21 protein-coding genes are annotated in these 23,598 nt (G+C 62.4%); 8 read left to right on the top strand and 13 right to left on the bottom strand.

The genetic code is table 11. The annotated features are described in order from the left end of the window. Nucleotides 1-425 precede the first annotated feature (425 nt). The 6 genes from ACLEJQ_RS20765 to ACLEJQ_RS20740 all read left to right on the top strand — a co-directional run bounded on the left by ACLEJQ_RS20765 (nt 426) and on the right by ACLEJQ_RS20740 (nt 6,370). Nucleotides 426-1,049, top strand: coding sequence for a CDP-alcohol phosphatidyltransferase family protein (locus ACLEJQ_RS20765; protein ID WP_440797953.1), 624 nt, complete (start codon nt 426-428; stop codon nt 1,047-1,049). Nucleotides 1,050-1,060: 11 nt separating this feature from the next. Further along, entirely contained in the window at nt 1,061-2,818 is a 1,758-nt protein-coding gene (locus tag ACLEJQ_RS20760) for a bifunctional alpha/beta hydrolase/class I SAM-dependent methyltransferase (protein WP_440797951.1), read from the top strand. Continuing rightward, nucleotides 2,818-4,143, top strand: coding sequence for a phosphatase PAP2/dual specificity phosphatase family protein (locus ACLEJQ_RS20755; protein ID WP_440797949.1), 1,326 nt, complete (start codon nt 2,818-2,820; stop codon nt 4,141-4,143). The genes ACLEJQ_RS20760 and ACLEJQ_RS20755 overlap by 1 nt, the downstream gene beginning before the upstream one ends. Beyond that, entirely contained in the window at nt 4,133-4,588 is a 456-nt protein-coding gene (locus ACLEJQ_RS20750) for a hypothetical protein (protein ID WP_440797947.1), read from the top strand. The genes ACLEJQ_RS20755 and ACLEJQ_RS20750 overlap by 11 nt, the downstream gene beginning before the upstream one ends. Nucleotides 4,589-4,815: 227 nt before the next feature. Further along, a complete protein-coding gene (locus ACLEJQ_RS20745; RefSeq protein ID WP_245141492.1) occupies nt 4,816-5,436 on the top strand; it encodes a lysophospholipid acyltransferase family protein in 621 nt (206 codons plus the stop codon). Between the two features lies 1 nt (nt 5,437). Next, a complete protein-coding gene (locus tag ACLEJQ_RS20740) occupies nt 5,438-6,370 on the top strand; it encodes a phosphatidate cytidylyltransferase (RefSeq protein WP_440797945.1) in 933 nt (310 codons plus the stop codon). 192 nt (nt 6,371-6,562) lie between these two features. On the opposite strand, the gene ACLEJQ_RS20735 is transcribed toward ACLEJQ_RS20740, so the two are convergent. From ACLEJQ_RS20735 to ACLEJQ_RS20700, 8 genes are all read right to left on the bottom strand, one after another. Next, nucleotides 6,563-7,429: an MBL fold metallo-hydrolase gene (locus tag ACLEJQ_RS20735; protein ID WP_440797943.1), complete on the bottom strand. Its 867-nt coding sequence runs from the start codon at nt 7,427-7,429 to the stop codon at nt 6,563-6,565. Between the two features lie 305 nt (nt 7,430-7,734). Then, nucleotides 7,735-8,892 carry a glutathionylspermidine synthase family protein gene (locus ACLEJQ_RS20730; protein WP_440797941.1) on the bottom strand — a complete coding sequence of 386 codons (1,158 nt, stop codon included), beginning with the start codon at nt 8,890-8,892 and terminating at the stop codon, nt 7,735-7,737. Between the two features lie 12 nt (nt 8,893-8,904). Continuing rightward, nucleotides 8,905-9,618: a DUF1190 domain-containing protein gene (locus ACLEJQ_RS20725; protein ID WP_440797939.1), complete on the bottom strand. Its 714-nt coding sequence runs from the start codon at nt 9,616-9,618 to the stop codon at nt 8,905-8,907. An 18-nt stretch (nt 9,619-9,636) separates the two neighbouring features. Beyond that, nucleotides 9,637-10,065, bottom strand: coding sequence for a DUF350 domain-containing protein (locus ACLEJQ_RS20720; RefSeq protein WP_440797937.1), 429 nt, complete (start codon nt 10,063-10,065; stop codon nt 9,637-9,639). A 15-nt stretch (nt 10,066-10,080) separates the two neighbouring features. Then, complete coding sequence (locus ACLEJQ_RS20715; protein ID WP_440797935.1) at nt 10,081-10,749, bottom strand: DUF2491 family protein; 669 nt, start codon at nt 10,747-10,749, stop codon at nt 10,081-10,083. After that, nucleotides 10,736-11,770: an ion channel gene (locus tag ACLEJQ_RS20710; protein ID WP_440797933.1), complete on the bottom strand. Its 1,035-nt coding sequence runs from the start codon at nt 11,768-11,770 to the stop codon at nt 10,736-10,738. Before ACLEJQ_RS20710 ends, ACLEJQ_RS20715 begins: the two co-directional genes overlap by 14 nt. A gap of 274 nt (nt 11,771-12,044) precedes the next feature. Then, nucleotides 12,045-12,743, bottom strand: a complete 699-nt coding sequence (locus tag ACLEJQ_RS20705) for a PspA/IM30 family protein (RefSeq protein ID WP_440797931.1) — start codon at nt 12,741-12,743, stop codon at nt 12,045-12,047. A gap of 23 nt (nt 12,744-12,766) precedes the next feature. Continuing rightward, entirely contained in the window at nt 12,767-13,348 is a 582-nt protein-coding gene (locus ACLEJQ_RS20700; RefSeq protein ID WP_440797929.1) for a YjfI family protein, read from the bottom strand. A 283-nt stretch (nt 13,349-13,631) separates the two neighbouring features. Between ACLEJQ_RS20700 and ACLEJQ_RS20695 the strand changes: the two genes are divergently transcribed. Next, nucleotides 13,632-13,871 carry a type II toxin-antitoxin system RelB/DinJ family antitoxin gene (locus ACLEJQ_RS20695; RefSeq protein WP_440797928.1) on the top strand — a complete coding sequence of 80 codons (240 nt, stop codon included), beginning with the start codon at nt 13,632-13,634 and terminating at the stop codon, nt 13,869-13,871. Further along, the gene (locus ACLEJQ_RS20690) at nt 13,861-14,154 is read left to right on the top strand and encodes a type II toxin-antitoxin system RelE family toxin (RefSeq protein WP_440797926.1); all 294 of its coding nucleotides are present in this window, start codon (nt 13,861-13,863) and stop codon (nt 14,152-14,154) included. Before ACLEJQ_RS20695 ends, ACLEJQ_RS20690 begins: the two co-directional genes overlap by 11 nt. Before the next feature lie 30 nt (nt 14,155-14,184). On the opposite strand, the gene ACLEJQ_RS20685 is transcribed toward ACLEJQ_RS20690, so the two are convergent. Genes ACLEJQ_RS20685 through ACLEJQ_RS20665 form a run of 5 tightly spaced genes read right to left on the bottom strand, consistent with a single transcriptional unit; the run spans nt 14,185 to nt 23,573 of the window. Further along, on the bottom strand, nt 14,185-15,039 hold the full coding sequence (locus tag ACLEJQ_RS20685; RefSeq protein WP_440797924.1) for a YfaP family protein: 855 nt from the start codon (nt 15,037-15,039) through the stop codon (nt 14,185-14,187). A gap of 3 nt (nt 15,040-15,042) precedes the next feature. Beyond that, nucleotides 15,043-16,662 carry a DUF2300 domain-containing protein gene (locus ACLEJQ_RS20680; protein ID WP_440797922.1) on the bottom strand — a complete coding sequence of 540 codons (1,620 nt, stop codon included), beginning with the start codon at nt 16,660-16,662 and terminating at the stop codon, nt 15,043-15,045. Between the two features lies 1 nt (nt 16,663). After that, a complete protein-coding gene (locus ACLEJQ_RS20675) occupies nt 16,664-21,232 on the bottom strand; it encodes an alpha-2-macroglobulin family protein (protein ID WP_440797955.1) in 4,569 nt (1,522 codons plus the stop codon). After that, nucleotides 21,229-21,879 (bottom strand): DUF1175 domain-containing protein, encoded by a 651-nt coding sequence (locus ACLEJQ_RS20670; protein ID WP_440797920.1) that lies wholly within the window; start codon nt 21,877-21,879, stop codon nt 21,229-21,231. The genes ACLEJQ_RS20675 and ACLEJQ_RS20670 overlap by 4 nt, the downstream gene beginning before the upstream one ends. After that, nucleotides 21,864-23,573 carry a DUF2138 domain-containing protein gene (locus tag ACLEJQ_RS20665; RefSeq protein ID WP_440797919.1) on the bottom strand — a complete coding sequence of 570 codons (1,710 nt, stop codon included), beginning with the start codon at nt 23,571-23,573 and terminating at the stop codon, nt 21,864-21,866. The genes ACLEJQ_RS20670 and ACLEJQ_RS20665 overlap by 16 nt, the downstream gene beginning before the upstream one ends. Nucleotides 23,574-23,598: the final 25 nt, after the last annotated feature.

Here is a 23,598-nt window from a genome sequence, read left to right as displayed (position 1 = left end):
TCTGAAAAAAAGTGAGCCGCCGTCAGGGCGGAACCCTAAGTGGCCGTTACCGCAGCAATGGATATGCACCCGGTCAAAAAAACCATCCAGCCTGCCAGGCCGCCATCGCGAGCAAGCTCGCTCCCACAATTGGATCGCAGTACAGCCGGTAGAAACAGTTCGGCATGAGGCCGTCTTCGCGGGCAAGCTCCCACAGTTGGATTGGGATACGACTGCAAGAGACTGGTCGGCTATGACGCCGTCTCGCGAGCAATCTTTGCGCCTACAGGAGGTAGATCAAAGAACGGCACGGCTAGGGAATTTTCCGTCAGCAAATGCCTATTCTCACGCATTCCCACGAAATTCCCCCCAGCGATCCCCCAACCTGTCGTAATCTCGCAACTGCACACCGTTCATCCGAAAAACCGGCCTGAGATTCCGTTCAAATGCCCTCGATCTACCAACTCAAACCCGCCTTCCAGAACCTGCTACGGCCTGCGGTCCAGCGGCTTTACGACAACGGCACCACCGCCAACCAGATCACGTTGCTGGCCGGTGTGGTTTCGGTGCTGGTCGGTGCGGTGGTTGCCGGGTTTGCCCAGCACCCATGGATCTTCGTGCTGGTGCCGATCTGGATGTTCCTGCGCATGGCTCTGAACGCCGTGGATGGCATGCTCGCCCGGGAGTTCGGCCAGCAATCGCATCTGGGCGCGTACCTGAATGAGCTCTGCGATATCATCGCCGACGCTGCCTTGATCCTGCCGTTTGCCCTGATTCCCGATGCCAGTCTGTTGCTGGTGTTGTTGGTCACGCTGTTGGCGTTGTTCAGCGAATACGCCGGTGTGTTGGGGCCGATGGTCGGGGCTTCGCGGCGTTATGACGGGCCGATGGGCAAGAGTGACCGGGCCTTTGTGTTTGGCGTGTTGGCGACCGGTATTGCCCTGGGCTGGCTCGGGGCGCTGTGGGTCGACGGTGTGATGGCGGTGGTGGCCGCCCTGCTGGTTTATACCTTGGTCAACCGGGTGCGTCAGGGCCTGGGCCAGGTGAAGGAAAACGCTCCCTCAGCATAAAGGAACTTGCAATGCGCGAAGCTCAAAACCGGACATTCACCACCCATGATGGCGTGGAGTTGTTCTACCGGCACTGGCCCGCCGTGGCCGAAACCCCAGGCGAACCGCGCCAGGCGGTGCTGTTGTTTCACCGTGGTCACGAACACTCCGGGCGCATCGCGCACCTGGTGGATGAGCTGGATTTGCCCGGCTTCGAATTTTTTGCCTGGGACGCACGCGGCCACGGCCAGTCCCCTGGCGAGCGGGGCGACAGCCCGAGTTTCGCCACCAGTGCGCGGGATGTGCAGACCTTCTGCGATCACATCGGCGCGGCTCACCAGATCGACGAACAGAACATCGCCGTGGTGGCGCAAAGCGTCGGCGCGGTGATCGCCTCGACCTGGGTCCACGACTATGCGCCGCGCATTCGGTCGCTGGTGCTGGCGTCGCCGGCGTTCAAGGTCAAGCTCTACGTGCCGTTCGCCCGACCGGGGCTGGCACTGATGCGCAAGTTTCGTGGCAACTTTTTCGTCAACAGTTACGTCAAGGCGAAATTCCTCAGCCATGATCCGGAGCGCGTGGCGTCCTACGACAGCGATCCGCTGATCACCAAGGCGATTTCGGTGAACGTGCTGCTGGGCCTGTACGAAGCCGCCGACCGCGTGGTCGCCGACGCCCAGGCGATCCAGGTGCCGACCCAGCTGTTGATCTCAGGTTCGGACTTTGTGGTGCATCGCAAACCCCAGGAGCAGTTCTTCGAGCGGCTGGGCAGCCTGCGCAAAGAAAAACACATCCTGCCGGGGTTCTTCCACGACACCCTGGGCGAGAAGAACCGTGCACCGGCCATCGCTAGTGCGCGGCGATTCATCCTGCAGAACTTCGAGCGTCCGCTGGAGCGCCCTTCCCTGCTGGACGCCGACCGCATCGGTGCGACCTGCGCCGAAGCCGAGTGCCTGGCGACGCCGCTGCCGCACAACTCGTTGCGCGACCTGTACTGGCGCATGACCCGCGCCAGTATGCGTTTCGGCAGCGGCTTGTCGGCCGGAGTCAAGCTGGGCTTCGACACCGGGTTCGACTCCGGCAGCACTCTGGATTACGTCTACCGCAACCGCCCCACCGGCACCTCGGCGGTGGGCCGGATGATCGACAAGAATTACCTGAACTCCATCGGCTGGCGCGGCATTCGCCAGCGCAAATTGCACGTCGAAGAGCTGCTGCGCCTGGCGATGGGCAAGCTGCGTGAAGAGAATCGCGAAGTGCGCATCGTCGACATCGCCGCCGGCCATGGCCGCTACATTCTCGAAGCGCTGCAAGGGGTCAGCCCGTTGCCAGAATCGATCCTGCTGCGCGACTACAGCGACATCAACGTGCGGGACGGCAGTGCGCTGATCGTTGAAAAAGGCTTGGGCGAGATCGCGCGTTTCGTCAAAGGCGATGCCTTCGACCGCGAGGATCTGGCGGCCCTGGAGCCGAAGCCGACCCTTGCGGTGGTGTCCGGTTTGTATGAACTGTTTGCCGATAACCAGTTGGTCAGCGGCTCGCTCGCCGGCCTGGCGGAGGCGGTGGAGCCCGGCGGTTTCCTGGTCTACACCGGCCAGCCATGGCACCCGCAGCTGGAGCTGATTGCCCGCGCCCTGACCAGCCACCGCGCCGGCCAGGCCTGGGTGATGCGTCGGCGCAGCCAGGCAGAAATGGATCAGTTGGTCGAGGCCGCCGGTTTCCGCAAGATCACCTTGCGGGTCGATGAGTGGGGCATCTTCAGCGTTTCGCTGGCTCAGCGCGTGCAGTAATGAATGCCGTCATCGCACCGACCCGCGAGCCCGCCCTGCTGAAACCGGCGGTGCTGTGGCTGCTGTTGCTGGCGCCGCTGTTCTTCAGCACCTATGGCTTCGCTACCTGGGTCACGTCCCAGCGTGACGATGTCGGCACGCTGGTGTTCGGCTGGGAAAGCCACATGCCGTTCATGGCCTGGACCATCGTGCCCTATTGGTCGATCGATCTGCTGTACGGCCTGTCCCTGCTGTTGCCCAGCAGTCGCGACGAACTCAAGCGCCACGCCCTGCGTTTGCTCACGGCCCAAGTGATTGCAGTCAGTTGCTTCTTGCTCTGGCCGCTGCGTTTTACCTTTCCGCGTCCGGAAATGGACGGGGTGTTCGGTTGGCTGTTCGAGGTGCTGGCGGGGTTCGACAAACCATTCAATCAGGCGCCGTCACTGCACATCGCGTTGCTGGTGATCCTCTGGGTCTGCTATCAGCGGCATCTGCAAGGTGTCTGGCGCTGGCTGATGCACGGCTGGTTCGCGCTGATTGGCGTGTCGGTGCTGACGACTTATCAGCATCACTTCATTGACTTGCCCACCGGTGCGTTGGCCGGATGGTTGTGTGTCTGGCTGTGGCCGCTGGACCGGCCCAACCCGCTGCAAAGTGCCCGCCTCACGCCAGATCCGAAACGCCTGCAACTGGCCCTGCGTTATGCCTTGGGCGCAGCGGCGCTGTTCATCCCGGCGTTTGCTTTCGGCGGCGCGTGGCTGTGGTTGATCTGGCCGGCGGTAGCCGTGCTGTGGGTGGCGCTGAATTACCTGATGTTCGGTGCCAGCGGCTTCCAGAAGCGCGCCGATGGCCGATTGAGCCCGGCCGTGCGCTGGATGCTGGCGCCGTATCTGGCGGCAGCCTGGGTGAATTCTCGGTTGTGGACGCGTGAGCATCCGCAACCGGATCACGTACTGGATAACGTCTGGCTGGGGCGTATTCCTACCTCGTCGGAATTGAAGGATGGCACCTTTGCCGGTGTGCTCGATCTGTGTGCCGAGTTGTCCATGGACAGCACCGGGATCGCCTATCGCGCGCTGCCGGTGCTCGACCTCACTGCGCCCACCACCGAGCAATGCCTGGCAGCCGCGCAAGCGATTGAAAGCCTGCGCCAGCATGGGCCGGTGCTGGTCTGTTGCGCGTTGGGCTATTCGCGCAGCGCCACCGCGCTGGCCGCGTGGTTGCTGCACAGCGGTCGGGCGGCGAGTGTGGACGAGGCCATTGGGCAGATCCAACGCGCTCGTCCGCGAGTCGTGTTGCATCAGGCGCACCGTCAGGCACTGGAGCCGTTAGTCCATGAGCAGTGACATGCAGTTGCACGCCGTGGCGAGTCTGTTGCGCCGGGGCCATTCGCTGGATCAGTTCTCCACCGGCCTGACCCTGTTGGCGGCGCTGCTGGGATTGGGTCAGTGGCTGTTGGGCCGGATGGATCCCTGGTTGTTGCTGTTCAGCGCCGTATTGTTCACCCTGGGCGTACTGCAAAAATACTGGGCGCTGCGCGTGGCGTTCGATGCCGATCTGTTCCAACGCGTGGCCGACGGCACCCAACCATTGGCCGAGCGCACCGAGGCCCTGGACTGTGCCCTGAGCGCTTTAGGCTTGCAACCGGCCGAGCGTGGCGGGCGGCTCTGGACCGAACGCAGCCATGGCGCGTTGCGGTTGTTGCGTCGGCAATCGCTGCTGCTGGCCGCGCAAGTTATCGTGACGCTGGGCTTTATCTTGAGCAGCCCCTGGCTAGCCTTCCAGACATAGTTTTTGCTTCAAGCACACCTGATAACAAAACTGTTTTTGTGGCGAGGGAGCTTGCTCCCGCTGGAGGGCAAAGCCCTCCCTAGATGGCCCTCCCAAAATGGCTCTCCAAAATGCCTGGGGTCAGCCAGATTCATGGGGGCACTTCGTAGCCCAACGGGAGCAAGCTCCCTCGCCACGGTCCACTTGAAAACTGCGTCGCTGTTTAATTCTCGGGATAAGGAATCCTCATGTTCGAACCCGTGGTCGCCAACCTCATCACCTCCGCCGCCCGCATGGTCACGGGCGCCCGCAGCCTGTGGCTCGGTTGTGCGCCGCAGCCGGTGCAGCGGATCTACTTCGCCAACCACAGCAGCCATGGCGATTTCGTGCTGCTCTGGGCCTCGCTGCCGCCGGCGTTGCGCAAGCTGACCCGCCCGGTGGCCGGGGCCGACTATTGGCAGAAGAGTCCGTTGCGCCGCTACATCATCACCCGGGTGTTCAACGGCGTGCTGGTGGACCGCGAGCGCAAGGATCCTTCCTATAACCCTTTGCAACCGATGCTTGAAGCGTTGGAAAACGGCGACTCGCTGATCATTTTCCCCGAGGGTACGCGCAACCCCGACGAGGGTTTGTTGCCGTTCAAGAGCGGGATCTATCACTTGATGAAAAGCCATCCCGAGGTCGAGGTGATCCCGGTGTGGATCGCCAACCTCAACCGGGTCATGCCCAAGGGCCGGGTGTTGCCTTTGCCGCTGTTGTGCACCACCAGTTTCGGCAAGCCTTTGTGCATCGAAGAGGGTGAAAGCAAAGAGCAATTTCTCGAACGCAGCCGCGCCGCGCTGCTGGCACTGGCCCCGGAGCACGTCTGACATGGATCGATATACCCTGATGTTGTTCGGCGGCATCGGCGCCATTCTGGTGCTGGCTTCGCTGATCGGTTTCATTCTCAAGCAAAAAACCAAGGGCACACCGAATTCGGTGATCGATAACCTCAACGCACGGATCAACGCCTGGTGGGTCATGGTGCTGGTGATCGGCATCGCGTTCTGGCTCGGCAATGCGGCGGTGATCCTGCTGTTCTACGCCGTGTCGTTCTATGCCCTGCGGGAATTCATGACCCTGACGCCGACCCGGCGCAGTGATTATCCGGCGCTGGTGGCCGCGTTCTACCTGGCGCTGCCGCTGCAATACCTGCTGATCTACTCCGACTGGTACGGGCTGTTTTCGATCTTCATTCCGGTGTACGTGTTCCTGCTGCTGCCGATCCTGGCGTCCCTGGGCGGCGACAGCACGCACTTTCTGGAGCGCGCCTCAAAGGTTCAGTGGGGCTTGATGATCGCGGTGTTCTGCATCTCTTTCGTGCCGGCTCTGCTGACGCTGGACATCGCCGGATTCGAGGGCCGCAACCTGCTGCTGATCGCCTACCTGGTGATCGTCGTGCAGCTGTCGGATGTGTTGCAGTACGTGTGCGGCAAGTTGTTCGGCAAACACAAGATTGCGCCGAACCTGTCACCGTCGAAAACCACCGAGGGCTTCGTCGGCGGGATCCTGCTGGCCTCGCTGATCGGCGGCGCGTTGTGGTGGATCACCCCGTTCAACCCGTGGCAGTCGTTTCTCATTGCTTTGCTGATCAACCTGCTGGGCTTTGCCGGCGGCATCGTCATGTCGGCGATCAAGCGCGACCGTGGCGTCAAGGATTGGGGGCACATGATCGAAGGCCACGGCGGCATGCTCGATCGGTTGGACTCGGTGTGCTTCGCCGCGCCGATCTTCTTTCATCTGGTTCGGTATTGGTGGACCTGAAGAGAGCCGTAAGTAACTGACACCCAACAAAGCTCTTGTGGCGAGGGAGCTTGCTCCCGCTGGGCTGCGCAGCAGCCCCTGCCCAACTTGAATGTTTCATGCCTGACAACCCGCGGTGTCTGTTTTGGGGCTGCTTCGCCCGAAGCGTCGGACCGGCCCAGCGGGAGCAAGCTCCCTCGCCACGGGATTGGGCTACACCTGCCGGATACTCGAATCCGTCCGCACGGTATTCGCCCGGGCCATCGCCCGCTCCCATTCCCGGGCGTCGTGGCTGCAAAAGATTTCCAGCTTCTGCTCATGGCTGTGCGCCAACTCCCGCAGGCGGTTCTGGTTACGCATCCGGGCCGGGCGGTCGGTGTCCATCATCCATTGATAGAAACGCATGCCCGGCGGGCAATGGCGTTCGGGCTGGTGGATTTCGTCGTGGAAGAAATACGCATCGCCGGCATGCAGCATCCAGCCGTCCGATGTACGCAGGGCGATCCCGGCGTGGCCGGCGGTGTGACCGTGCAGCGGCACCAGGAAGATGTCCTCCTCTTCCGCGCCGATCAGCGCCCGCACCGAGTCGAAGCCGAACCAGGTATCACCCTCGGGCGCATAGAACTCCCAGCTGTCCACACCCTGCCATTGCCGGGCCTGGAACCGTCTACGAGCGATCCAGCTCTCGGCACTACGTGCCACCGCCATCTCGTCGCGCATGACATGCACCCGCGCCTGAGGAAAATCCTGAAGCCCGCCGGCGTGATCGAAATCCAAGTGGGTCAGGAGGATATGCCGCACATCGTGGGCATCGAAACCCAGGCGCCGGACCTGTTCCAAAGCCGTGAGGCGATGCTCGAACTGGATGTTGTTGAACACCCGGAAAAAGCGACTCAAGCGTTGCGGCGTCTGGATATCCCGCTGGCCGAAGCCGGTGTCCACCAGGATCAGGCCGTTGCTGTCGGTTTCGATCAGCAGGCAGTGACACACCAGGCACGCCGTCAGCCCCCGGCTATAGCCATCGAACAACGCCCCGCCCACCGGGCACATGCAACCGCAGTTCAAATGGTGGACGCGCATGAATGGCCTCCTTTTCGCAGGTATGGCGTGTGTTTCGTTTTTGAGTCGGGTCTCTTGAAATCGACTAAGTCGCAAGCGAGGGAATTCCGCAGAAGCGACGGGCGGTGAACAGACTCAGGCAAACACCTTCCCTGTGGCGAGGGAGCTTGCTCCCGCTGGGGTACGCAGCAGCCCCTCTCCAAGTTGATGCGCATTGCCTGACACACCGCAGTGGATGGTTTTGGGGCTGCTGCGCAGCCCAGCGGGAGCAAGCTCCCTCGCCACAAAAGCGCTCTCGCCACACAGGTTTCGGTGCAGCGATCCACTCAATCCAGAATCAAATGCGGCAGGAACCGGCTCGAATCCTTGGTGATCAGGCTGTTGTCTTCCCGCACGCCGATGCCGGCCGCCTGGTCGCCAATGACCCAGGAACCGATCAGTGTGTAGCTGTCGTCAAACCTGGGCAGCGGTGCGAATTCCTGGAGGATGTACGGCGCGTCGGTGTAAGGCCCGTCTTCCTTGACGATCAAGCCCTCAGCGGTCTGAAGCTCGATGTTGGCGCCTTCCCTGGAGAAGAACGGCTTGCGCACCCAGCCCTTGGGCACCGCTTTGCCGGGGTCGGTGTCCAGGTGCGCGGCGAGCAGGTTCGGGTGGCCTTTGTTGAATTCCCACAACAGCGGCAGGATGCCCTTGTTGGAGATGATCGACTTCCACGCCGGCTCGAAGAACTGCGTATCGCTCTGGGCAATCGCTGCGCCGAAGGGTTCGTGGAAGATGAACTCCCAGGCGTGCAGCTTGAACAGGTGGGGAATCCAGCGTTCTTCCAGGTCGACGAAGCGCCCTTCACTGTTCAGGCCGATATCCTCGATGTCGATGTGCCGCGATTCGATGCCGACGGTTTCCGCGATCAGGCGCAAGTAGTCGGTGGTGCCCTTGTCTTCGACGGAGTCTTTCATCGAGGCGAAGTAGAACGGCTGCTTGATCTGCAACTGGGCAAAGGCCTGGTGCAGCTTGGTGTCGATGCTGTTGAACTGGTCGGCATGCGCCGGCAACAGGCCGCGCTCGATGCATTGTTCCAGCCAGCCCCACTGGAACGCCGCGGCCTCGTACAGGCTGGTCGGGGTGTCGTAGTTAAGCTCCAAGAGCTTGGCCGGGCCGGTGCCGTTGTAGGAGAAGTCCATGCGCCCGTACAGATGCGGGTGGCCTTCGAGCCAGGAGGTGCGCACCAGGTCGAAGAACGGCGCGGGAATGCTCAGGCGCTCCAGCAGCTCTTCGTTCTGTACCACCCGGGCCACCAGGTCCATGCACATGTCATGGATCTCGGTGGTGGGGTCTTCCAGATCGTCTTCGATCTGCTTGAGCGTGAACTGGTAGTACGCGCTCTCGTCCCAATAGGGTTCGCCGTCGATGGTGTGGAACAGAAAGCCGAGGCTCTCGGCGGTCTGCTTCCAGTCCGGGCGTTCGGCGCAATGGATCTTCTTCATCGCCCTCGTTCCTCAGCCGCCGAAGCTGCTGCTGGAACCACCCCAACCGCTGCGGGCGCTGGCCTTGCTGCCGAAGCCACCGCGAGAGGTGGACGAGGCGACGGAGATCGACTTGTTGGCGGAGCGAACCGTGTCGGTGTAGCTGCCATAGCGCGCCTGGTTCGACTTGTTGAAGGTCGAGCCCTTCGCCACTCGCTGGGCCAGCGTCGAAGACCCGAAGCCGCCGCGATCATCGCGGTAACGGTAGACCGGCTCGGAGTAATAGCTGTTGCGGTTGTTGCTCAGCATGTTGCCGATCAGCAATCCGGTCAGCAGGCTGCTGCCGGAGAAACCCGAACCGCCGGTGTTTGCTTCCGAAGCCGGCAACTGGGCCGCGGCAGCGTCCACCTGGGACTGGGTGACTTCGCCATTGGCGGTCAGTTCGAAACCACCCAGTTTAGGGATGAACTTGCCGGTGGAGTCCTGCTGGCACCAATCGGCGACGAAGTCGGCATCGCAATCGGCCTGGTTGTCGTACACCGGCGCGATACGACGATGCTCGGCCATGGCGTTCATGAACGCGTCGGAGCAGACATCCACCGGCAGCTTTTCGTCGACGCATTGCTGCACGGACTGGAAGTTGTATTTCTTCTGCAACGGGTAGGTTTTTTCCGTCGGCCCGCAGCCGGATATCGCCATGGCGACCGACGCGGCCAGCGAGAGCTGAACGTACTTGCTTCGTTTCATCGGGGTCTCCTGGCGCGATCAGTTCGGGGACGGCGTCATGCACGCGGCGTTCAACATGCCAACGCTGATGGCCACCGCCGCAATGTAAATGCCCGCGGCGATCTCACCTTTCTTGATGCGCTCCGAAGCGCCCTTGAGCACCAGGCTGGTCATCAGGAAGGCCAGCAATTGGACAAACGCGGCGATCACTGCCCAGACCACGAAATCGAGGATGCTGACCGAGTAGGCAATCACGTTGCTGGCCGGGATGGCGAAACCGATGATCGCACCGCCCAGGGCGATGGCGGCGGCCACGTTGCCTGAACGGATCAGCTCGAATTCCTTGTGCGGCGTGATGCGGGTGTAGATGAACTGGAACAGCGCGAACAGCACGGCCGCGCCGAGGATGTACAGAACGAAGCCGAGCACGGCGGGCTTGTTCAGGGAAACGGAGAGCGCTTCAAGCATGGATTTTATCCTTGTTCAAAAAGTGTTCAGGTCAGTGGTGTACAGCGAAATGCCCAGCGAAGTACTCAAGCTGACGGTGCCTTCAGCGTCCTCTTCAACGGAGAACAGCAGGAATTCCCGGCGATCCGTCAGGCCGGTGTCGCGGGCGTACAACATCGAACGGTGTTCGACGCTGTAGGATTCCTCGGGATTGGTCACCCGCTCGCTCAATGTCACCAGCTCCGTCTGGCCCGGCTCGGTGCCCCACTCCCGCTGGTATTCGACGCCGTCGTGGGTGTAGGTCGGCAGGCCGATCAGGCTTTCAGGGCCGGCCAGGCGGCGCAATTCGGCTTCGCTGTTGATCGTGACGTAGCTGAGGTAATTGAACAGGATCACCGACTCGACCTGCCCGGCGATCTCACCGCTGGTGTGCACCTGCAGCCAGTAGTCCTCGTCGTCCATGTAGCAGCGCGACAGCCAGTTCGACTGCCCGAGGTCAACGACGCCCAGGGCCCAGATCTGCTGGGGGCCGGGGATGACCACCGCGCTGTTGCCGTCGAGCAGCAATTTCAGCGTGGCGTCGAACGTGACCTGCTTGCCGGACGCCAGGCCCAGCGGCCCGACGATTGGCGAACTGTCGCGGGTGCTCGAGTTCTTCTGCGCATTCGGGGCCTCAAGCCCCATCAACTGTTTAAACCATCCCATTGGAGATGTCCTTGAGACGCGTGGAGGCGATATAGAAGAGTTCGCCACCCTCGACGCGAGTCGCGCCGGGCGGGTTGATCGACGGCTGTCGGGCGCCTCGGGCGCGATAGCCGATAAGCGTAGCGTTGTGTTGCGCTTTCATCCGGGTGTAGAGGTCGCCGAACGTCGCTTCAAATGTGTCGGGCAGTTTCATCAGGTACTGGGTGGCACCTTCGCCGACGCAGAGCAGTTCGTTGATGACCACTGAGGAGCCCGGGTCCTGGGAGGCTCGCACCAGCATTTCGATGGCCATGCTGGAGGTGCATTCCAGGCTTGGCGCGTAGGCGCTGGCAAGGGCGGCGATTTCGCTGTCGTTGAAGTGGGCGACCACGTGGCCGACCGGGCCCAGTTGATTGACCGCCAGCACGGTGGCCAGGGTCAGGTCATCGGAATGGGTACGCACCAGGACCCGTTCGGCACCCGGCACACCGGCACGTTGCAGAAGCGCGACGGACGACAGGCTCTCGCCCTTGATGAACGTGGTCTTGCCGGGCATGGGATTTTCTTCGAGATCGCAGTCGCAGATGACGATCAGGTTGTCATTGGACGTTTCGTCCTGCAGCAGCAATTCGATGACCCGCTCGCTGGACGCTCCTTCCCAACCGATGAGCACGGTGTGGCCGCTCTTGCCGGTGAAATCGCCTTTGCCCTTCATGCCTTTTCTCCATACATCGATGACGCTGCTGGTGGTTTTGCCGATGGCCGCCGTCAGCAGCGCAATGCCCCCGAGCATGACCCAGGTCGCCACGAAAATCCGTCCCGCCGCAGTCTGTGGCGCGAGGTCGCCGTAACCGACCGTGAGGGTGGTGGTGAGATAGAAGTAAGTAAACGTGGCGGCAGCGATGAGGTGCTGCTCGCCCAGGAGCACCAGGCCGATCCAGGCCGTGGACAGGTGCACGCCCATCGCAATCACCAGCCCCGCCCAGCCGAACCGATGGAAAAAGGACGCTGCGTAGGTGCGCAACAAAAGGAAGATCGACATTGCGTCCCTGACTCCGTGGGGCTTGGTTCCTGGTGGGTCACTACACTGATGTCTGGATGACATCGAATGCGGTGACCGGGCAGCATTAAACCTGTTGCGCGGCGCAGATAAAAGTAGCTGCACAACAATTAAATCCGACGAACGCCGCGCAACATTGTGGCGAGGGAGCTTGCTCCCGCTGGACTGCGCAGCAGGCCCATCATTTTTTGGGACCGCTTCGCGGCCCAGCGGGAGCAAGCTCCCTCGCCACGGGTACTGCGAACGCCTGAATGGATTACTCCGCCGATTTTTTCTTCAGCCGCTCCAGGATCGCATTGGCGCTGCCTTCGTTCGGCGTGATGCCGGCCTCGCGCAGTTTGCGCTCCAGGTCGTTGCCGGTGGAAGCGTCGGCCAGTTCATCCTGGGCTTGCAGTTCGGCGGCGCGTTGCTGCTGCTTGGCTTGCAAGCGGTTGAGGGTGCCGACGGCGGTTTCCAGCTTGCCGTTGGCGCCGCCGCTGGCGATGGAGGCACTGACCTGGGCTTTCTGTACGCTTTCACGGGCCTTGGCCATGTCCACTTGCTGGCGCAGGCTCTTAATACGGCTTTCGGCCTTGGTGATGTCCTTGCGCATGTTCTCGGCGTAGGTGCCGAACTCAGCGGCTTGCTTCTGCTCGGCGTCCAACTCGCTGGTCAGGGTCGAAATGGCTTCAGCCACTTCCAGCGCCAGGTCTTCGCGGTTGGCCTGGATCGCGGCCAGGGCCTTGGATTCCAGGTCCTTGATCTTGGCGTTGTATTCGCCGACGCGATCGGTGGACAGCTTGTGCTTGGCCATGATGGTCACCAGCTCACGCTTGGCGTTCGCCAGGGCGCTGTCGGCGTCGCGGATTTCCTGGTCGAGGATGCGCAGGGCCTGTTGGTCGACAATCGATTCGCCGACTTCGTTGGCACCGCCACGCAGCGCGGTGAACAATTTGCTCCAGATGGACTGTGTCATTGGATAGGTTCCTGTTCGGCGAATTAGATGAAGAAGCGTTCGAAGGCTTCGCTGGCGCGCTGGACGTTGTCGACGAGGGTTTTGACCTCGGTCACCACGTTGGTCAGGCTGGAGTCGGAGCTCAACGCGCCGAACATGTTGTAGACCACCTGCCCGTTGGGCATGGACTCGATGCCGATCGAGGACAGCGGGAACATTTCCCGGCTGCGCAGGACCGCGTCATTGAAAGCGGCGACATCGTTGATCGATTCGACATCCACCAGCACGGTGTCGACGATGATCTGGTCACCCACCACGGCGATGTAAATCGGCAAGCCGCCGAAATCGTTCATTTCCAGCTTGATGCTGGATTCGGAGCCTTGGACGAGGGAAAGGGTGATGTCATTGGCAACCACTTCGTCCAGCGCCTGCAGCGCGCTGTAGAGGCGATCGATGTTCCAGTTGTTACCTGCGCTCATGTAATCCTCCGACATGAATGAGCCAGCCAGAATCGGTTGGCGTAGCTGTTTCTCCATCTGCTTGAGCAGGCTTCGATTTTCGGGAAGCACCCAAGCCTCGTGTTTCACATACCCGGCGGCACTCAGGCCCGCACGCATCTGCTTCATGTAGAAGCTCGACGGTTTCTTTGCGGCAGGTTTGGAGCGCTCTCCCTTAAGGCTCGTTGAATCGGTGACAGACTCGTCAGGCGAGTCTGTCGCAGAGCTGGATTGCATGCTGCTGACCCCACTGTGAAAAACTCACGCGTGAGAGACACTACGCCTAACCTGCAAAGCTCACAATACTCACGCGTGAGATTTTTTCGGCTCGTCTGAAAACAGCAAAATCAGTTTGCAGGGCGAGAAGCGCAGCTGCTAACGTAACGCCAAACGTCATTACAGGTATCAACCCATGGCCTCCATCAACATCCGCATTGACGATGACCTCAAGCAGCGGTCCTTTGCCGAACTGGAAAAGCTCGGTGTCACGCCTTCCGAACTGCTGCGTCAGACTCTCCAGTACGTGGCAGAACGAGGCAAGTTACCGTTCAAGACCTCATTGGTCAGCGAGGAAGACGAAGCGCTCATCGCAGTGGTTACGGAACGTCTCGCCAACCCTCAACGAGTGAAGGTCAGCCTGGATGACCTATAGCCTTGAATTTGATCGACGCGCATTGAAGGAGTGGAACAAGCTAGGCGAAACACTGCGACAGCAGTTCAAAAAGAAGCTCATCGAAATTCTTGAAAACCCTCGCATCGAAGCCAACCGACTCCGACAACTTCCTGACTGCTACAAATTGAAACTACGCAGCGCCGGGTATCGCCTTATTTATCAGGTCATTGATCACGAAGTCGTTGTGTTCGTAGTTGCAATTGGAAAACGCGAACGTGAAGCGGCCTATCAAGATGCGCAGGAGCGCATCTCGTCCATCTGAATTGTCCAACAACCGTTGGACAATTGGCCTTCACGGATAACTGAAACTCTTGACCAACGTCAGCTCCCCCACCGCCCGCATCGGCACCAGGAAGGTTTCCATCTTCTCGTTCGGGGTACCTTCTTCGGTGATGATGGTGACCTGCGCGGTGGTCAGGGCCTGTTCGGGTTCCTGGCGGCTACCGCTTTCTTCGCCCTCTTCACCTTCGTCGCCGCCCTCATCATCGACATTGCGGTAACCGCCGCCGAAGTAGTTCACATACACCAGGTACTGGCCCTTGATCGGCGCCGGCATGGAGGCGATTTCCGGGCCGTAGCCGGTGGTGACGTCGATGTCGAGGGCGGCGCCGTTGGGGGCGACGCGGTCGCCGTACCAGACGTGGGCGCCATCCGGGGTGACGAGGTGCAGGTCGATGTCGGTGCCGTCGCTGTCCCAGGTCAGCAGTACCCGCAACTTGGCCGGCGTGGCGCCGCCGCTGGTGTTGAGAAACTGCGTGCGGTGGCGATGCTGCCCATCGGGGCTGCGCACTTCGACACTGTTACTGCCGTTGGGGAATGAATACGGCCGGTCGAAACGCCCTTCGGCATCGAGTTTCAACGGCATGCTCATGCCATTGACGATCAGCTTGCCCGGTTCGCGGGTGTCCTTGGGCACTGCCTGGATCTGGCCACGGATGCGGGCGGTGTCGGCCTGGCCCAAGGGCGTATTGACCGACGAGGCCGGGTAGTTGACGGTCTGGCTGTAGTTCTCGCCCTCGCCGCCCGGCGCACCGCTGCGCCAGCCGCCGATGGGGGTATCGAGCTTGATGGTGTCGGCGGCGTAGGCCTGTGGCAAGGCGGTCAGGGCGCAGAGCAACAGCAAGACCTGGGGATAACGGAGTGTCATGGTCTATTCCAGCAAGAGGTGACGGGCGAGCCCTTCGATATATTCTTCGTCCTGGCCGTTGGGATGCGCTTCAAAGGCCAGGTGCAGGTATTCATGTGTCAGGTCGAGGCGGTCTTGCAGCGACAGCACGCCACGCACGTAGATGCGTTGGCGCTCGCGGTCGACATAGGGCCGGCCGAAGGCGACGCGGCAGACGGCGAAAGCGCTGATTTCGTTGTAGCCGACTTCGCTTTCCAGCCGCGAACGCCAGCCACGCCGCTGCTTCAGCAGCCAGTCCTGGGCCGCAGGCAGCGCTTCGCAGGACGCCACCGGGTTGTCCCAACGGCTGAGGCTGGCGCGGGGATAGGCGTGCAGCAGGATGGCGTCGTAGCGCTGACCGGCGTTGGCCTGTTCCACCGCTTGCAGCCAGGACAGCTTGTCAGGGCCGGCCTGGTCAGAGTGGTAGGTAACGTCGGTGCCGGCCAGCACCAGATCGCTGGTCCAGGCCGCAATGGCGCGGGTTTCAGGCGCTGCCGGGCGAGGCGCGACGCGTTGGCGGTGGCTGCTGTCGTCGATGCTCAGGCAGTCGCCATTGCGTTGGGCGTTTTGCAACAGGTATGTGCGAATCGCCACGGCCAACGCCTTGGCGGCCTCGACCGGCTCAGCCTTGGCTTCGCGTTGCAGGACCCGGGCGACATATTCTTCCCGATCCAGTCGCGCCACCAGCTTGCCGGGCGTCAGGAACAGCTCGCCATCGCTGTGGATATCCAGGCGATTGCCGTTGGTGAACTCGACCCGGTAGTCGCCGCGCAGTTGACCCGGTGTGGCCGCACGCTCGCCCGCCATCACCCGCTGCAACGGATAGCGGGCGAACAGGCCGACCTCGACACAGCGCCCGGTTTCCGCCGGCCAGCGCGCCGGCAATGCCGCTGCCAAGCCCTGCGCGTACACCTTCAGGACCTTCTGGCTGGTGCCACGGCCACCGGCCCACACTGGGGTGCCGTCGACCAGCCAACCGGCAAAACCACCCTGACGTGAAGCCGGCCCCTGGTCACCCAGCCAGCTCCAGGTCTTGGCCCGCAGGCGGCTGCCCAACTCGCCGACCAGTCGCCCGTCCGCCGCGTTGAGCACCACGTCCAGCAGCACACGACGGGCCTGATCCTGGGCCGGCAAGGTTGCCAGCGCCTTGAGCAGTTCCGCGACCGGCACTTGGGTCTGGGGCTGTAGCGACGGCAAATCCATCAGCCACGTCGGCGCCTGACGGGCCTGCCAGTAATCGCGCCAGCCATTGGCCGAAAGCCCCAGGCGCTGCGGCTCGAAGTACAAGCCGCAGGACTTCACCAGCGCCTGATCGCGACCAATGCTTTGCCCGGCGTTGCAGCAATAGACCTCTTCTTTCGACTCGCCGCGACATTCATAAGCCGGCTCGCGGGCGTTGGTGTCCACCAGCCAGGCGTAGACAAACAGCTTCCACAGGCTGCCCAACGGCGCCTGCAACGAGTCCGGCAACGGCTGGCGATCCAACACCTGGGTCTGGCTCACTCGCAGCAACTGCCCGTCGAACGCCAGGCGCAACGGCTCGTCCTGCGCTGTCGCCAGCGCAGGGATCAAGCACAGCAGCCACCCAACCCACCGCACGCGCATGTCAGTTGACCGTCACCTGACCGAGCGCCGGTTTCTGTTCCCGCGCCTGATTCTGCGGCGCGTAGACCTGGGTGAAGCGCACCGGCGGCAGGTTGAACTGGCCTTTCTGGGAGAAACGCACCAGGTGGCGCAGGCGCAGTTCGCCGCTCAGGGCATCCACCGGCACCGCATAAGCCATCTGCCCCGGCTCGAAACGGGCTTTTTCCAGGGCGCTCGGCTCGCTGTCAGCCTTGCCGATCAACTGGATGCCCCAGGTGGTGCGTTCCACATCGGCGCCCGGCGGCAGCGGCACTTCGAGCATGCCGTAGCGCAGCGGCGTCGGCGCCTTGCTGTTGATGATCACCTCATCCAGGTACAGGGCATCGCTGGACAACGGCTTGTTGCCCACCGGTTCGAGCTTGAAGGTGAAGGCCTCGTCGCCCGGCACCAGACGCGACAGGCGCCGGGTGATCGATACCGCCATCGACGCCAGCGGCGGTTGCTGGCTCTGGAAGCTCAGGGCCGCTTGCAACGGACGTTCCTGGGCGCCGGTCAGGGTCAGCATTGTAGGGAGCTGCGCGCCCTGCCACTGCCAGTAGGTTTCACCAGTCGCGCCTTGCTTGGCTTTCCAGCCTTCGCCCGGTGCCAGGGTGACCGCCGGCGCGGCTTGTTCGATGCTGCGCTGCAACCAGCTCAGGACCAAGGCGCGCTCCAGGGTGGACTGCTGCGGCAGAACCCGCTCCAACAGGGCCTTGGCACGGGCCTGATCGAAGGCCTGCAACGACAGCAGCAAGGCTTCGGCGAACGGATCGGAACTGACCGCCAGTTGCTGTTGCGCAGCCTCCACTTGACGGCTGAACGCGTCCGGCATTGGCACTTTCGCTTGCTTGGCCAGGGATGCCGTCAACACGCGAGCACTCGCCAGGCCAAGGGCCGAATCCGGGGCATTCATGATCAGGCTGTCTTCGCCGCCGTCCATGACGCTCTCGGTGGCGCCTGAACCGGCCTTCGACAGATCCTCCATCAGGCCGCTGAGCAAGGTGTTCACCGGCAGTTGCATCTGCTTGGCGAACGACAGGATCAGCGCACGTTGCAGCAGAGGTGTATCACCGGCCTGCTTGGCATAGGTTTCCAGCACCCGCTGCCAGTGCTCCGGCGGCAGGCTGACGTCCAGGGCCTTGCTGGTGTACCAGTCGGCGTAATAGGCGTAGGCGGTGAGGAACGCATCCGGCTCGCCATCCTGGCCCCACCAGGTGAAGGCCGCCGACGGACCGGCCATCTGCACCAGACGCAAGCGGCTGTTCTGCATGATCAGGCGCAAGCGGTCGCGAACCTGTGGGTTCGACGCCAGCGACGGATAAGCAATGCTCAACGGCAGCAGTTGGCTGGCGGTCTGCTCGACACCCCCGTAGGGGTAGCCGAGCAGGTCATCCAGGGCCGAACGGAACAGCGCTTGCGGGCTGTCGTCCAGGCGCAGACGGATATCGCTGGCGTCGGTCGGCAAGGACAACGGTGTATCCCCGCTCGCTACGTCGAGGCGCTGGCTCTGGGTGACTTGCCAACCGTTGCCGCTGGCGTCCAGGCGCACGGCCAGGGTGTCCTGGGTCTCGCCGTTGACTTGCAACTGCACGCTCAAGTCACCGCTGCTCAGCGCCAGGGCCGGCAACGCCACGTAGTTGATGCCATTCTTCAGCTGCGCCGCAACCCGTTGTTCGGTGCCGGCGTAACGGATCAGCAGCTCAGTCGCCACTGGTTTCTCGGACTGGCTGAACGCGAACAGGCCCAGTTGCGGCTTGTCGCCACTGCGGAAACGGGTCGGGCCGCTCCACTTCAGGTACAGCGGTTTTTCGGAACGGATGAATTGCTTCTTCTGCCCGACCTGCCCGTCGTCGGAGATGGCCCGGGCAGTGATGCGCCAGCGGGTCAGGGAGTCCGGCATCTTGAAGGTGAAGCGCGCCTTGCCGCTGGCGTCGGTCACCAGCTCCGGCTGCCAGGCGGCGGTGTCGACGTCTTCACGCCGTGGCCGCTCCAGCACCTTCACGCCGCGTTCGCTGCGGTTGGCCTTGCCCGGCGCGCCAGGGCTGCCCGGCAGGGCCACGTCGTAGCTGATGAACGACAGGCTGGCGCTGGTGCGCACGTTGTTGCGACGCGGATGGTAGAAGAACTGGTCGATGGTCGGCGCGACTTCCGGCTGCAACGCATAGATCATTTCATCGACGACGCTGACGGTCAGGTGCGCCGGGATCGCCTTGCCGGCGAACTGGGTGCTCAGGTCCACGGTGACCGTGTCGCCCGGACGGTAGGTGGCCTTGTCGGTGACCACGGCGACATCAACCTGCGGCGTCACCACCTTGATGCCGGCGTTCTGGAAGCTGTATTGGCCGCCCTTGGTGTACAACACCGAGAACGTCATATTCGGCGCAAAAGCGTCCTTCACCGAAATGCGCGCGCGGTATTGGGTGTCGCTGAGCTTTTCCATTTTCAGCCAGTCGCCGCCCTTGGACAGCAGCGCCGTGGCCTCGACCTTGTCCCGTTCCAGGGACAGCAGCGCATCGCTGACCGGTTCCGGGAACGTAATCAACGCCAGGGCTTCATCACCGGCCTTGTATTCGGCTTTGTCGAGGACGATCTCGACGGTGCCCGGCACAGCCTTGATGCCATCGCCTGTCACCGAGTGACCGGCAGCGCCGATGACTCGGCCGTGATCGTCCTTGAGGGTCAGGTTGTAGGTACCGGGACGCTCGAAGGCGACGCTGAAACCCTTGTCCTTGGCCGTCAGTTTGCCTTCGCCGGTGCTCTGGTCTTCCAGGCGTACCCAGGCGTAGCTGGCCGGTGTCACGGCCTTGCTTTGTTCGCTGGCGCCTTCGTTGCTGTAGCTGAACGCAACCTTCTCGCCAGTGGCACTGAAACGCTGGCGGGCGCTCAGGCGGAAATTCGCCGCGCCACGGTCAATGAGGATTTCCTTGGTGGTCTTGACCCGATACGCCGCGCCGTCGCTGGCAAACACAGTGAGCGTGTAGCGGCTCGGTTTGTCGGCAGCGGGCAGGTCAAGCGTGGCGTTGCCTTTGTCATCGGTGGTCACTTCGCTGCTGGTCAGCTCGACCGGGAATTGCCCCAGGTATTGCAGCTCGTTGTCCACCATGGACAGTTGCTGGGCGCGCAGGCTCAGGCTCACGGTGGCGTTGACCACCGGCTTGCCGTCCGGGTACAGCAGCACCAGGTTGCCTTTGACCGGCTCGCCAGTACGGTAATCCTGCTTGGCGAGATTCAAGGCGATCTCGAAGTGCGGCTTGATGTACTCGGCCACGCGGAAGGCGCTGCTATAGACCTGGTCCTTATAGCTGAAGCGCAACTCGTAGCCGCCAGCCACGGCGTTTTCCGGCAGTTGGAAACGGCCCTGGGTGCCGGCCTTGGAATCGAGCTTCAAGGCCAGGTTCTGCAGCACGGTGCCGGTGGCATCCAGCACGCTGACATTCACATCGGCGGCGGCCGGTTGCACCGAATCACGGGCATTCTTGAACTCACGCCCGACGATCTTCATCGACACCCAATCCCCCGGTCGATACAGCGGTCGGTCAGTGAAGGCGTAGAGCTTGGTGTCGTAGATTTCGCTGTCGTAGTAGAAGTTTTCCGAGACGAATACCCCGCCCTCCTCGTCTTCGCCGATGACGAACGAACGCTCCGGGCTGACGTGCTTGAGGCGCAACAGACCGTCTTCGTCGGTGGCACCGCTGCTCATCACGCCCAGCCCGTCGGTCCACAGCACATTGACCTTGGGCACCGAACGACCTTCATGCTTGCGCGCGGCCCAGACCATCAGCTCGTCGCCGGCAATCTTGCTCACGGCCACGGTGTTGGAAACGAAGACCATGGTGGTCGCCCGGTATTTGCCGATCAGCGCTTCCACCAGGTACAGGCCCGGCTTGAGCTGGCCCAGCGGCACATAGACGTTGCCCGGCGCGACGCTGACGAACTCACTGGACGAACCGGCCAGGTTGACGCCTGCCGGCGGCTGGATCGGCTTGGCCTGCCACAGTGGATAACGGAACTGGCTGACCACCGGCAGGCCCGGAATCAGGGCGAATTGCGCCGGTGCGTCGTACGGGGTCGGGGCCACCAGGGCATCACCGACTTTCAGCTCAGGCACTTCTTCGGTGACCTGCTGGCGGGACTCATAGGAGAACGCCCGCTGCATCACCCGGCGCGACTTGCGATACCAGTTGTCCCACAGATACGCGAGGGTGTTCGATAGGCCTTCGCCCTTGAACTGGCCGTCGCTGACCACGCGGTGCAGATTCTTCTGGCGCTTGAGGAAGTCCAGTGGTTTTTCGATGCGATAGACACGGATATCGGCGCCGCCGTAGGGCTCCATGCGGAACCGGCGGTAGTCGCGACCGGGGGCTTCGAGGCGGACCATGGCCTGCTCATCGCTGGCAAAGCTGCTGTCGGCCAGCAGGAAGAAGCTTTCACCGGACACTGGCGTGTAGCCGCTGGGCTGCACCGTATCTTCGGCGTTGACCAGGGGTGCCAGCAACAGGACGAACAGCAGGGGTAGTTTTGAACACAAGCGCAGCATGCGGGCACCGGTCATTGGGAGAGAAAGTTGAGTCGATAGACGCCGATGAAGTTGGGGTTGGCTGCGTCGGGTATCCATCGGGTGTCCTTCCAGTTCATGAGTTGTTGCAGGCTTGCGGAGCGCATGCCGTTGTCGGTAGGGGTTGTGGTGCCGGTGTGATAGGCGATGTAGCGGCCCATCCAGATCATCAGGTGCTGGTCGTCGCCCTGGTCGAAGAACATCAGGTCGCCGGGACGCGCCTGGGCGACATCGCGGCCCACCAGGCGGCTGTTGAACTGGATCAGCTTGATCGCATTGACATAGGGCCCGACCTTACCGCCGCCCTGCTGCCATTGCTGGGCCAGGCGTCGCTGTTCGTCGGTCAGCGTTGATTCCGGCGGCAGGTAGCGGTTGGAAAGGCCATTGCTGCGCAGCCATTTTTCATCGTGGACCTTCAGCGCTTCATTGGCGGCAAAACGCACCAGCCCGGCACAATCCTGCTGATACCAGCGCGGGCTCGGGCCTCGGGTCAGTTGCTCTTCGGCAATGCGCACGAACCAGGCGCGAAAGACCTGGGACTGCTGCACGTCCAGCATCGGCGCCTCGACGGCAAACGCCCGGCCGCCCAGCAGCAATGCCAGCAGTCCCAGGTTGCGGATCAGTCCTGTCACAGCGCTTTCCATTCCAGCGGCAGCCACTGCCAGTGACCGTCCGGCTCGCTGCCTTCAGGCAAGGTCAGGGCGTACTTGCCGTAGCCGCCGAGGGTCCGCAGTTTCGGGATCAGGTAGGTTTGCGCGGCGTTGTAGAACACCGGCTCCATGTCCTGGGGCAAGCTGTCGAGGGTTTCACGCTGCATCAGCTGCGCCATGGCGTCCGGGCCGAAGTAGATCGGCATCAGCACGTCCTTGGGCACTACGTCGGCCATCGGCGGGAAACGCTTGTCGAGAGTGCCGAGGGCCTTGTCCACCAGCTTGTCGTCTAGGGAAAACAGCAGGGTCGAACCGTGGCGCGCCAAGCTGACCCGCAGGAATGCCTTGCCGGTGATGGCGTCGGGTTGCAGCGAATCCTTGGCCAGATAAGGGCCGAAGTTCGAACTCACCTGGCGCTGCCACTGGTGCATCGCGCCTTCCTGTTTTTCGACCACTGGGAATGCGTGTTCGGCGACGTTGTTCTCGTAGGCACCGACCATCGAGCCGAACAGTTTGCCCAGGTCAGCGTCGATCTTGCCGTCGCTGTCGTTCAGGCTGGCCACCAGCAGCGGCGTATACAGGCGCGAGTCGGCATACCAGCACAGGCCCGCTGCACCGGCCGCATGCTCGACCATAGCCTGGGCGGCTTTTTCGTCGGCGCCAAGTTTGACCAGCAGCGGTTTCTGCGGCTCGGCGGCCAGGGGCAAGGCTACGCAAGCGCTGGCGCCCATGGGCATGGCTTGCCAGATCGGCTTGAAGTCGAAGTCCGGCTGGTTCTCCAGCTCGTCCATCGCCAGGAAGCTGTGCCAGCCCTTGTCATCCATGTCGAAACGCAAGCCGGCGAAATTCGGGATGAACCGTTGGTAGCCCATGGCAAGCACATTGGCGTTGACCGAAATGCGTTGCTTGACCTCCGGCGCCTTGGGCGGCAGGCCGAAGGCCTCGGGGAACAGTTCGTCGCCGTTGAGCAGGGCGGCCAGGGCGGTGGTCGACACGCTGCCGCGCTCCTCCGACGGGCCGTTGGCCGGGTCATAGAGTTTCGTCGGGTTGGACAGCACCACCAGTTTGTCGCCATGGGAGGCGAAGACCAGGGATTTGCTGGCGTTGTAGCTGAGCTGGTACAGCGCCACGTCATCGCCACCGACCCGTAGGTCGCTGAGCTTGCTCAACTGCGTATCGTCCAGCGCGACTTTCGCCAGTGGCTCCAGCACCTTGGCCAGCCCGCCACGGTCCATCACCAGCAAAAAGTCTTTGAGACGACCATCGGCCCCGCGCCACAGCGCCACGTCGGCCGGCTGGTCGAGCAGTTCCTGGATCAGGCTGTCCTGCAACTTGAGGTCATGCTCGTAGATGATCCGGCGCAAGCTGCCCATCAGCCCGAGGCGGTCGGCGTGGGTTTCGTAATAGAAGACGAAATCCTCGGTGAGCGTGGCCTTGAGGAACGGCACCGTCAGCAGGTCCTTGGGCAATTGGCTCAGCGAATGGGCTTCAAGCAAACCGTCGGGACGACTCAGGCCGAGCTTTTCCAACGCCAGCTCCGAAGGTGGCGCCTTGGGTTTGTGCATGAACCAGCCCAGGCCGGCGGCGACACCGGCCACCAGGCACAGCCCGATCAGCAGCGCCGGCCAGCGGCGCGCGGGTTTAGCGACAGGTGTCGGCGTGGTCGGGGAAGCAGTGTTGTCGCTCATATTCACAAGGGCCTATTCATCCGTG

This window comes from Pseudomonas sp. SMV71 (genome assembly GCF_052042015.1).
Lineage (GTDB): Bacteria > Pseudomonadota > Gammaproteobacteria > Pseudomonadales > Pseudomonadaceae > Aquipseudomonas.
Note: the sequence above shows the minus strand (reverse complement) of the source record. Positions and strands in the feature narration are given on the sequence as shown.

Coding starts and splice junctions, on each gene's coding strand:
- ACLEJQ_RS20700 (WP_440797929.1), bottom strand. CDS start 13,348: ATGAAGCAGATGCGTGCGGGCCTGAGTGCCGCCGGGTATGTGAAACAC.
- ACLEJQ_RS20745 (WP_245141492.1), top strand. CDS start 4,816: ATGTTCGAACCCGTGGTCGCCAACCTCATCACCTCCGCCGCCCGCATG.
- ACLEJQ_RS20715 (WP_440797935.1), bottom strand. CDS start 10,749: ATGGGATGGTTTAAACAGTTGATGGGGCTTGAGGCCCCGAATGCGCAG.
- ACLEJQ_RS20685 (WP_440797924.1), bottom strand. CDS start 15,039: ATGACACTCCGTTATCCCCAGGTCTTGCTGTTGCTCTGCGCCCTGACC.
- ACLEJQ_RS20750 (WP_440797947.1), top strand. CDS start 4,133: ATGAGCAGTGACATGCAGTTGCACGCCGTGGCGAGTCTGTTGCGCCGG.
- ACLEJQ_RS20725 (WP_440797939.1), bottom strand. CDS start 9,618: ATGAAACGAAGCAAGTACGTTCAGCTCTCGCTGGCCGCGTCGGTCGCC.
- ACLEJQ_RS20740 (WP_440797945.1), top strand. CDS start 5,438: ATGGATCGATATACCCTGATGTTGTTCGGCGGCATCGGCGCCATTCTG.
- ACLEJQ_RS20665 (WP_440797919.1), bottom strand. CDS start 23,573: ATGAGCGACAACACTGCTTCCCCGACCACGCCGACACCTGTCGCTAAA.
- ACLEJQ_RS20730 (WP_440797941.1), bottom strand. CDS start 8,892: ATGAAGAAGATCCATTGCGCCGAACGCCCGGACTGGAAGCAGACCGCC.
- ACLEJQ_RS20695 (WP_440797928.1), top strand. CDS start 13,632: ATGGCCTCCATCAACATCCGCATTGACGATGACCTCAAGCAGCGGTCC.
- ACLEJQ_RS20735 (WP_440797943.1), bottom strand. CDS start 7,429: ATGCGCGTCCACCATTTGAACTGCGGTTGCATGTGCCCGGTGGGCGGG.
- ACLEJQ_RS20690 (WP_440797926.1), top strand. CDS start 13,861: ATGACCTATAGCCTTGAATTTGATCGACGCGCATTGAAGGAGTGGAAC.
- ACLEJQ_RS20670 (WP_440797920.1), bottom strand. CDS start 21,879: ATGGAAAGCGCTGTGACAGGACTGATCCGCAACCTGGGACTGCTGGCA.
- ACLEJQ_RS20675 (WP_440797955.1), bottom strand. CDS start 21,232: ATGACCGGTGCCCGCATGCTGCGCTTGTGTTCAAAACTACCCCTGCTG.
- ACLEJQ_RS20765 (WP_440797953.1), top strand. CDS start 426: ATGCCCTCGATCTACCAACTCAAACCCGCCTTCCAGAACCTGCTACGG.
- ACLEJQ_RS20705 (WP_440797931.1), bottom strand. CDS start 12,743: ATGACACAGTCCATCTGGAGCAAATTGTTCACCGCGCTGCGTGGCGGT.
- ACLEJQ_RS20680 (WP_440797922.1), bottom strand. CDS start 16,662: ATGCGCGTGCGGTGGGTTGGGTGGCTGCTGTGCTTGATCCCTGCGCTG.
- ACLEJQ_RS20760 (WP_440797951.1), top strand. CDS start 1,061: ATGCGCGAAGCTCAAAACCGGACATTCACCACCCATGATGGCGTGGAG.
- ACLEJQ_RS20710 (WP_440797933.1), bottom strand. CDS start 11,770: ATGTCGATCTTCCTTTTGTTGCGCACCTACGCAGCGTCCTTTTTCCAT.
- ACLEJQ_RS20720 (WP_440797937.1), bottom strand. CDS start 10,065: ATGCTTGAAGCGCTCTCCGTTTCCCTGAACAAGCCCGCCGTGCTCGGC.
- ACLEJQ_RS20755 (WP_440797949.1), top strand. CDS start 2,818: ATGAATGCCGTCATCGCACCGACCCGCGAGCCCGCCCTGCTGAAACCG.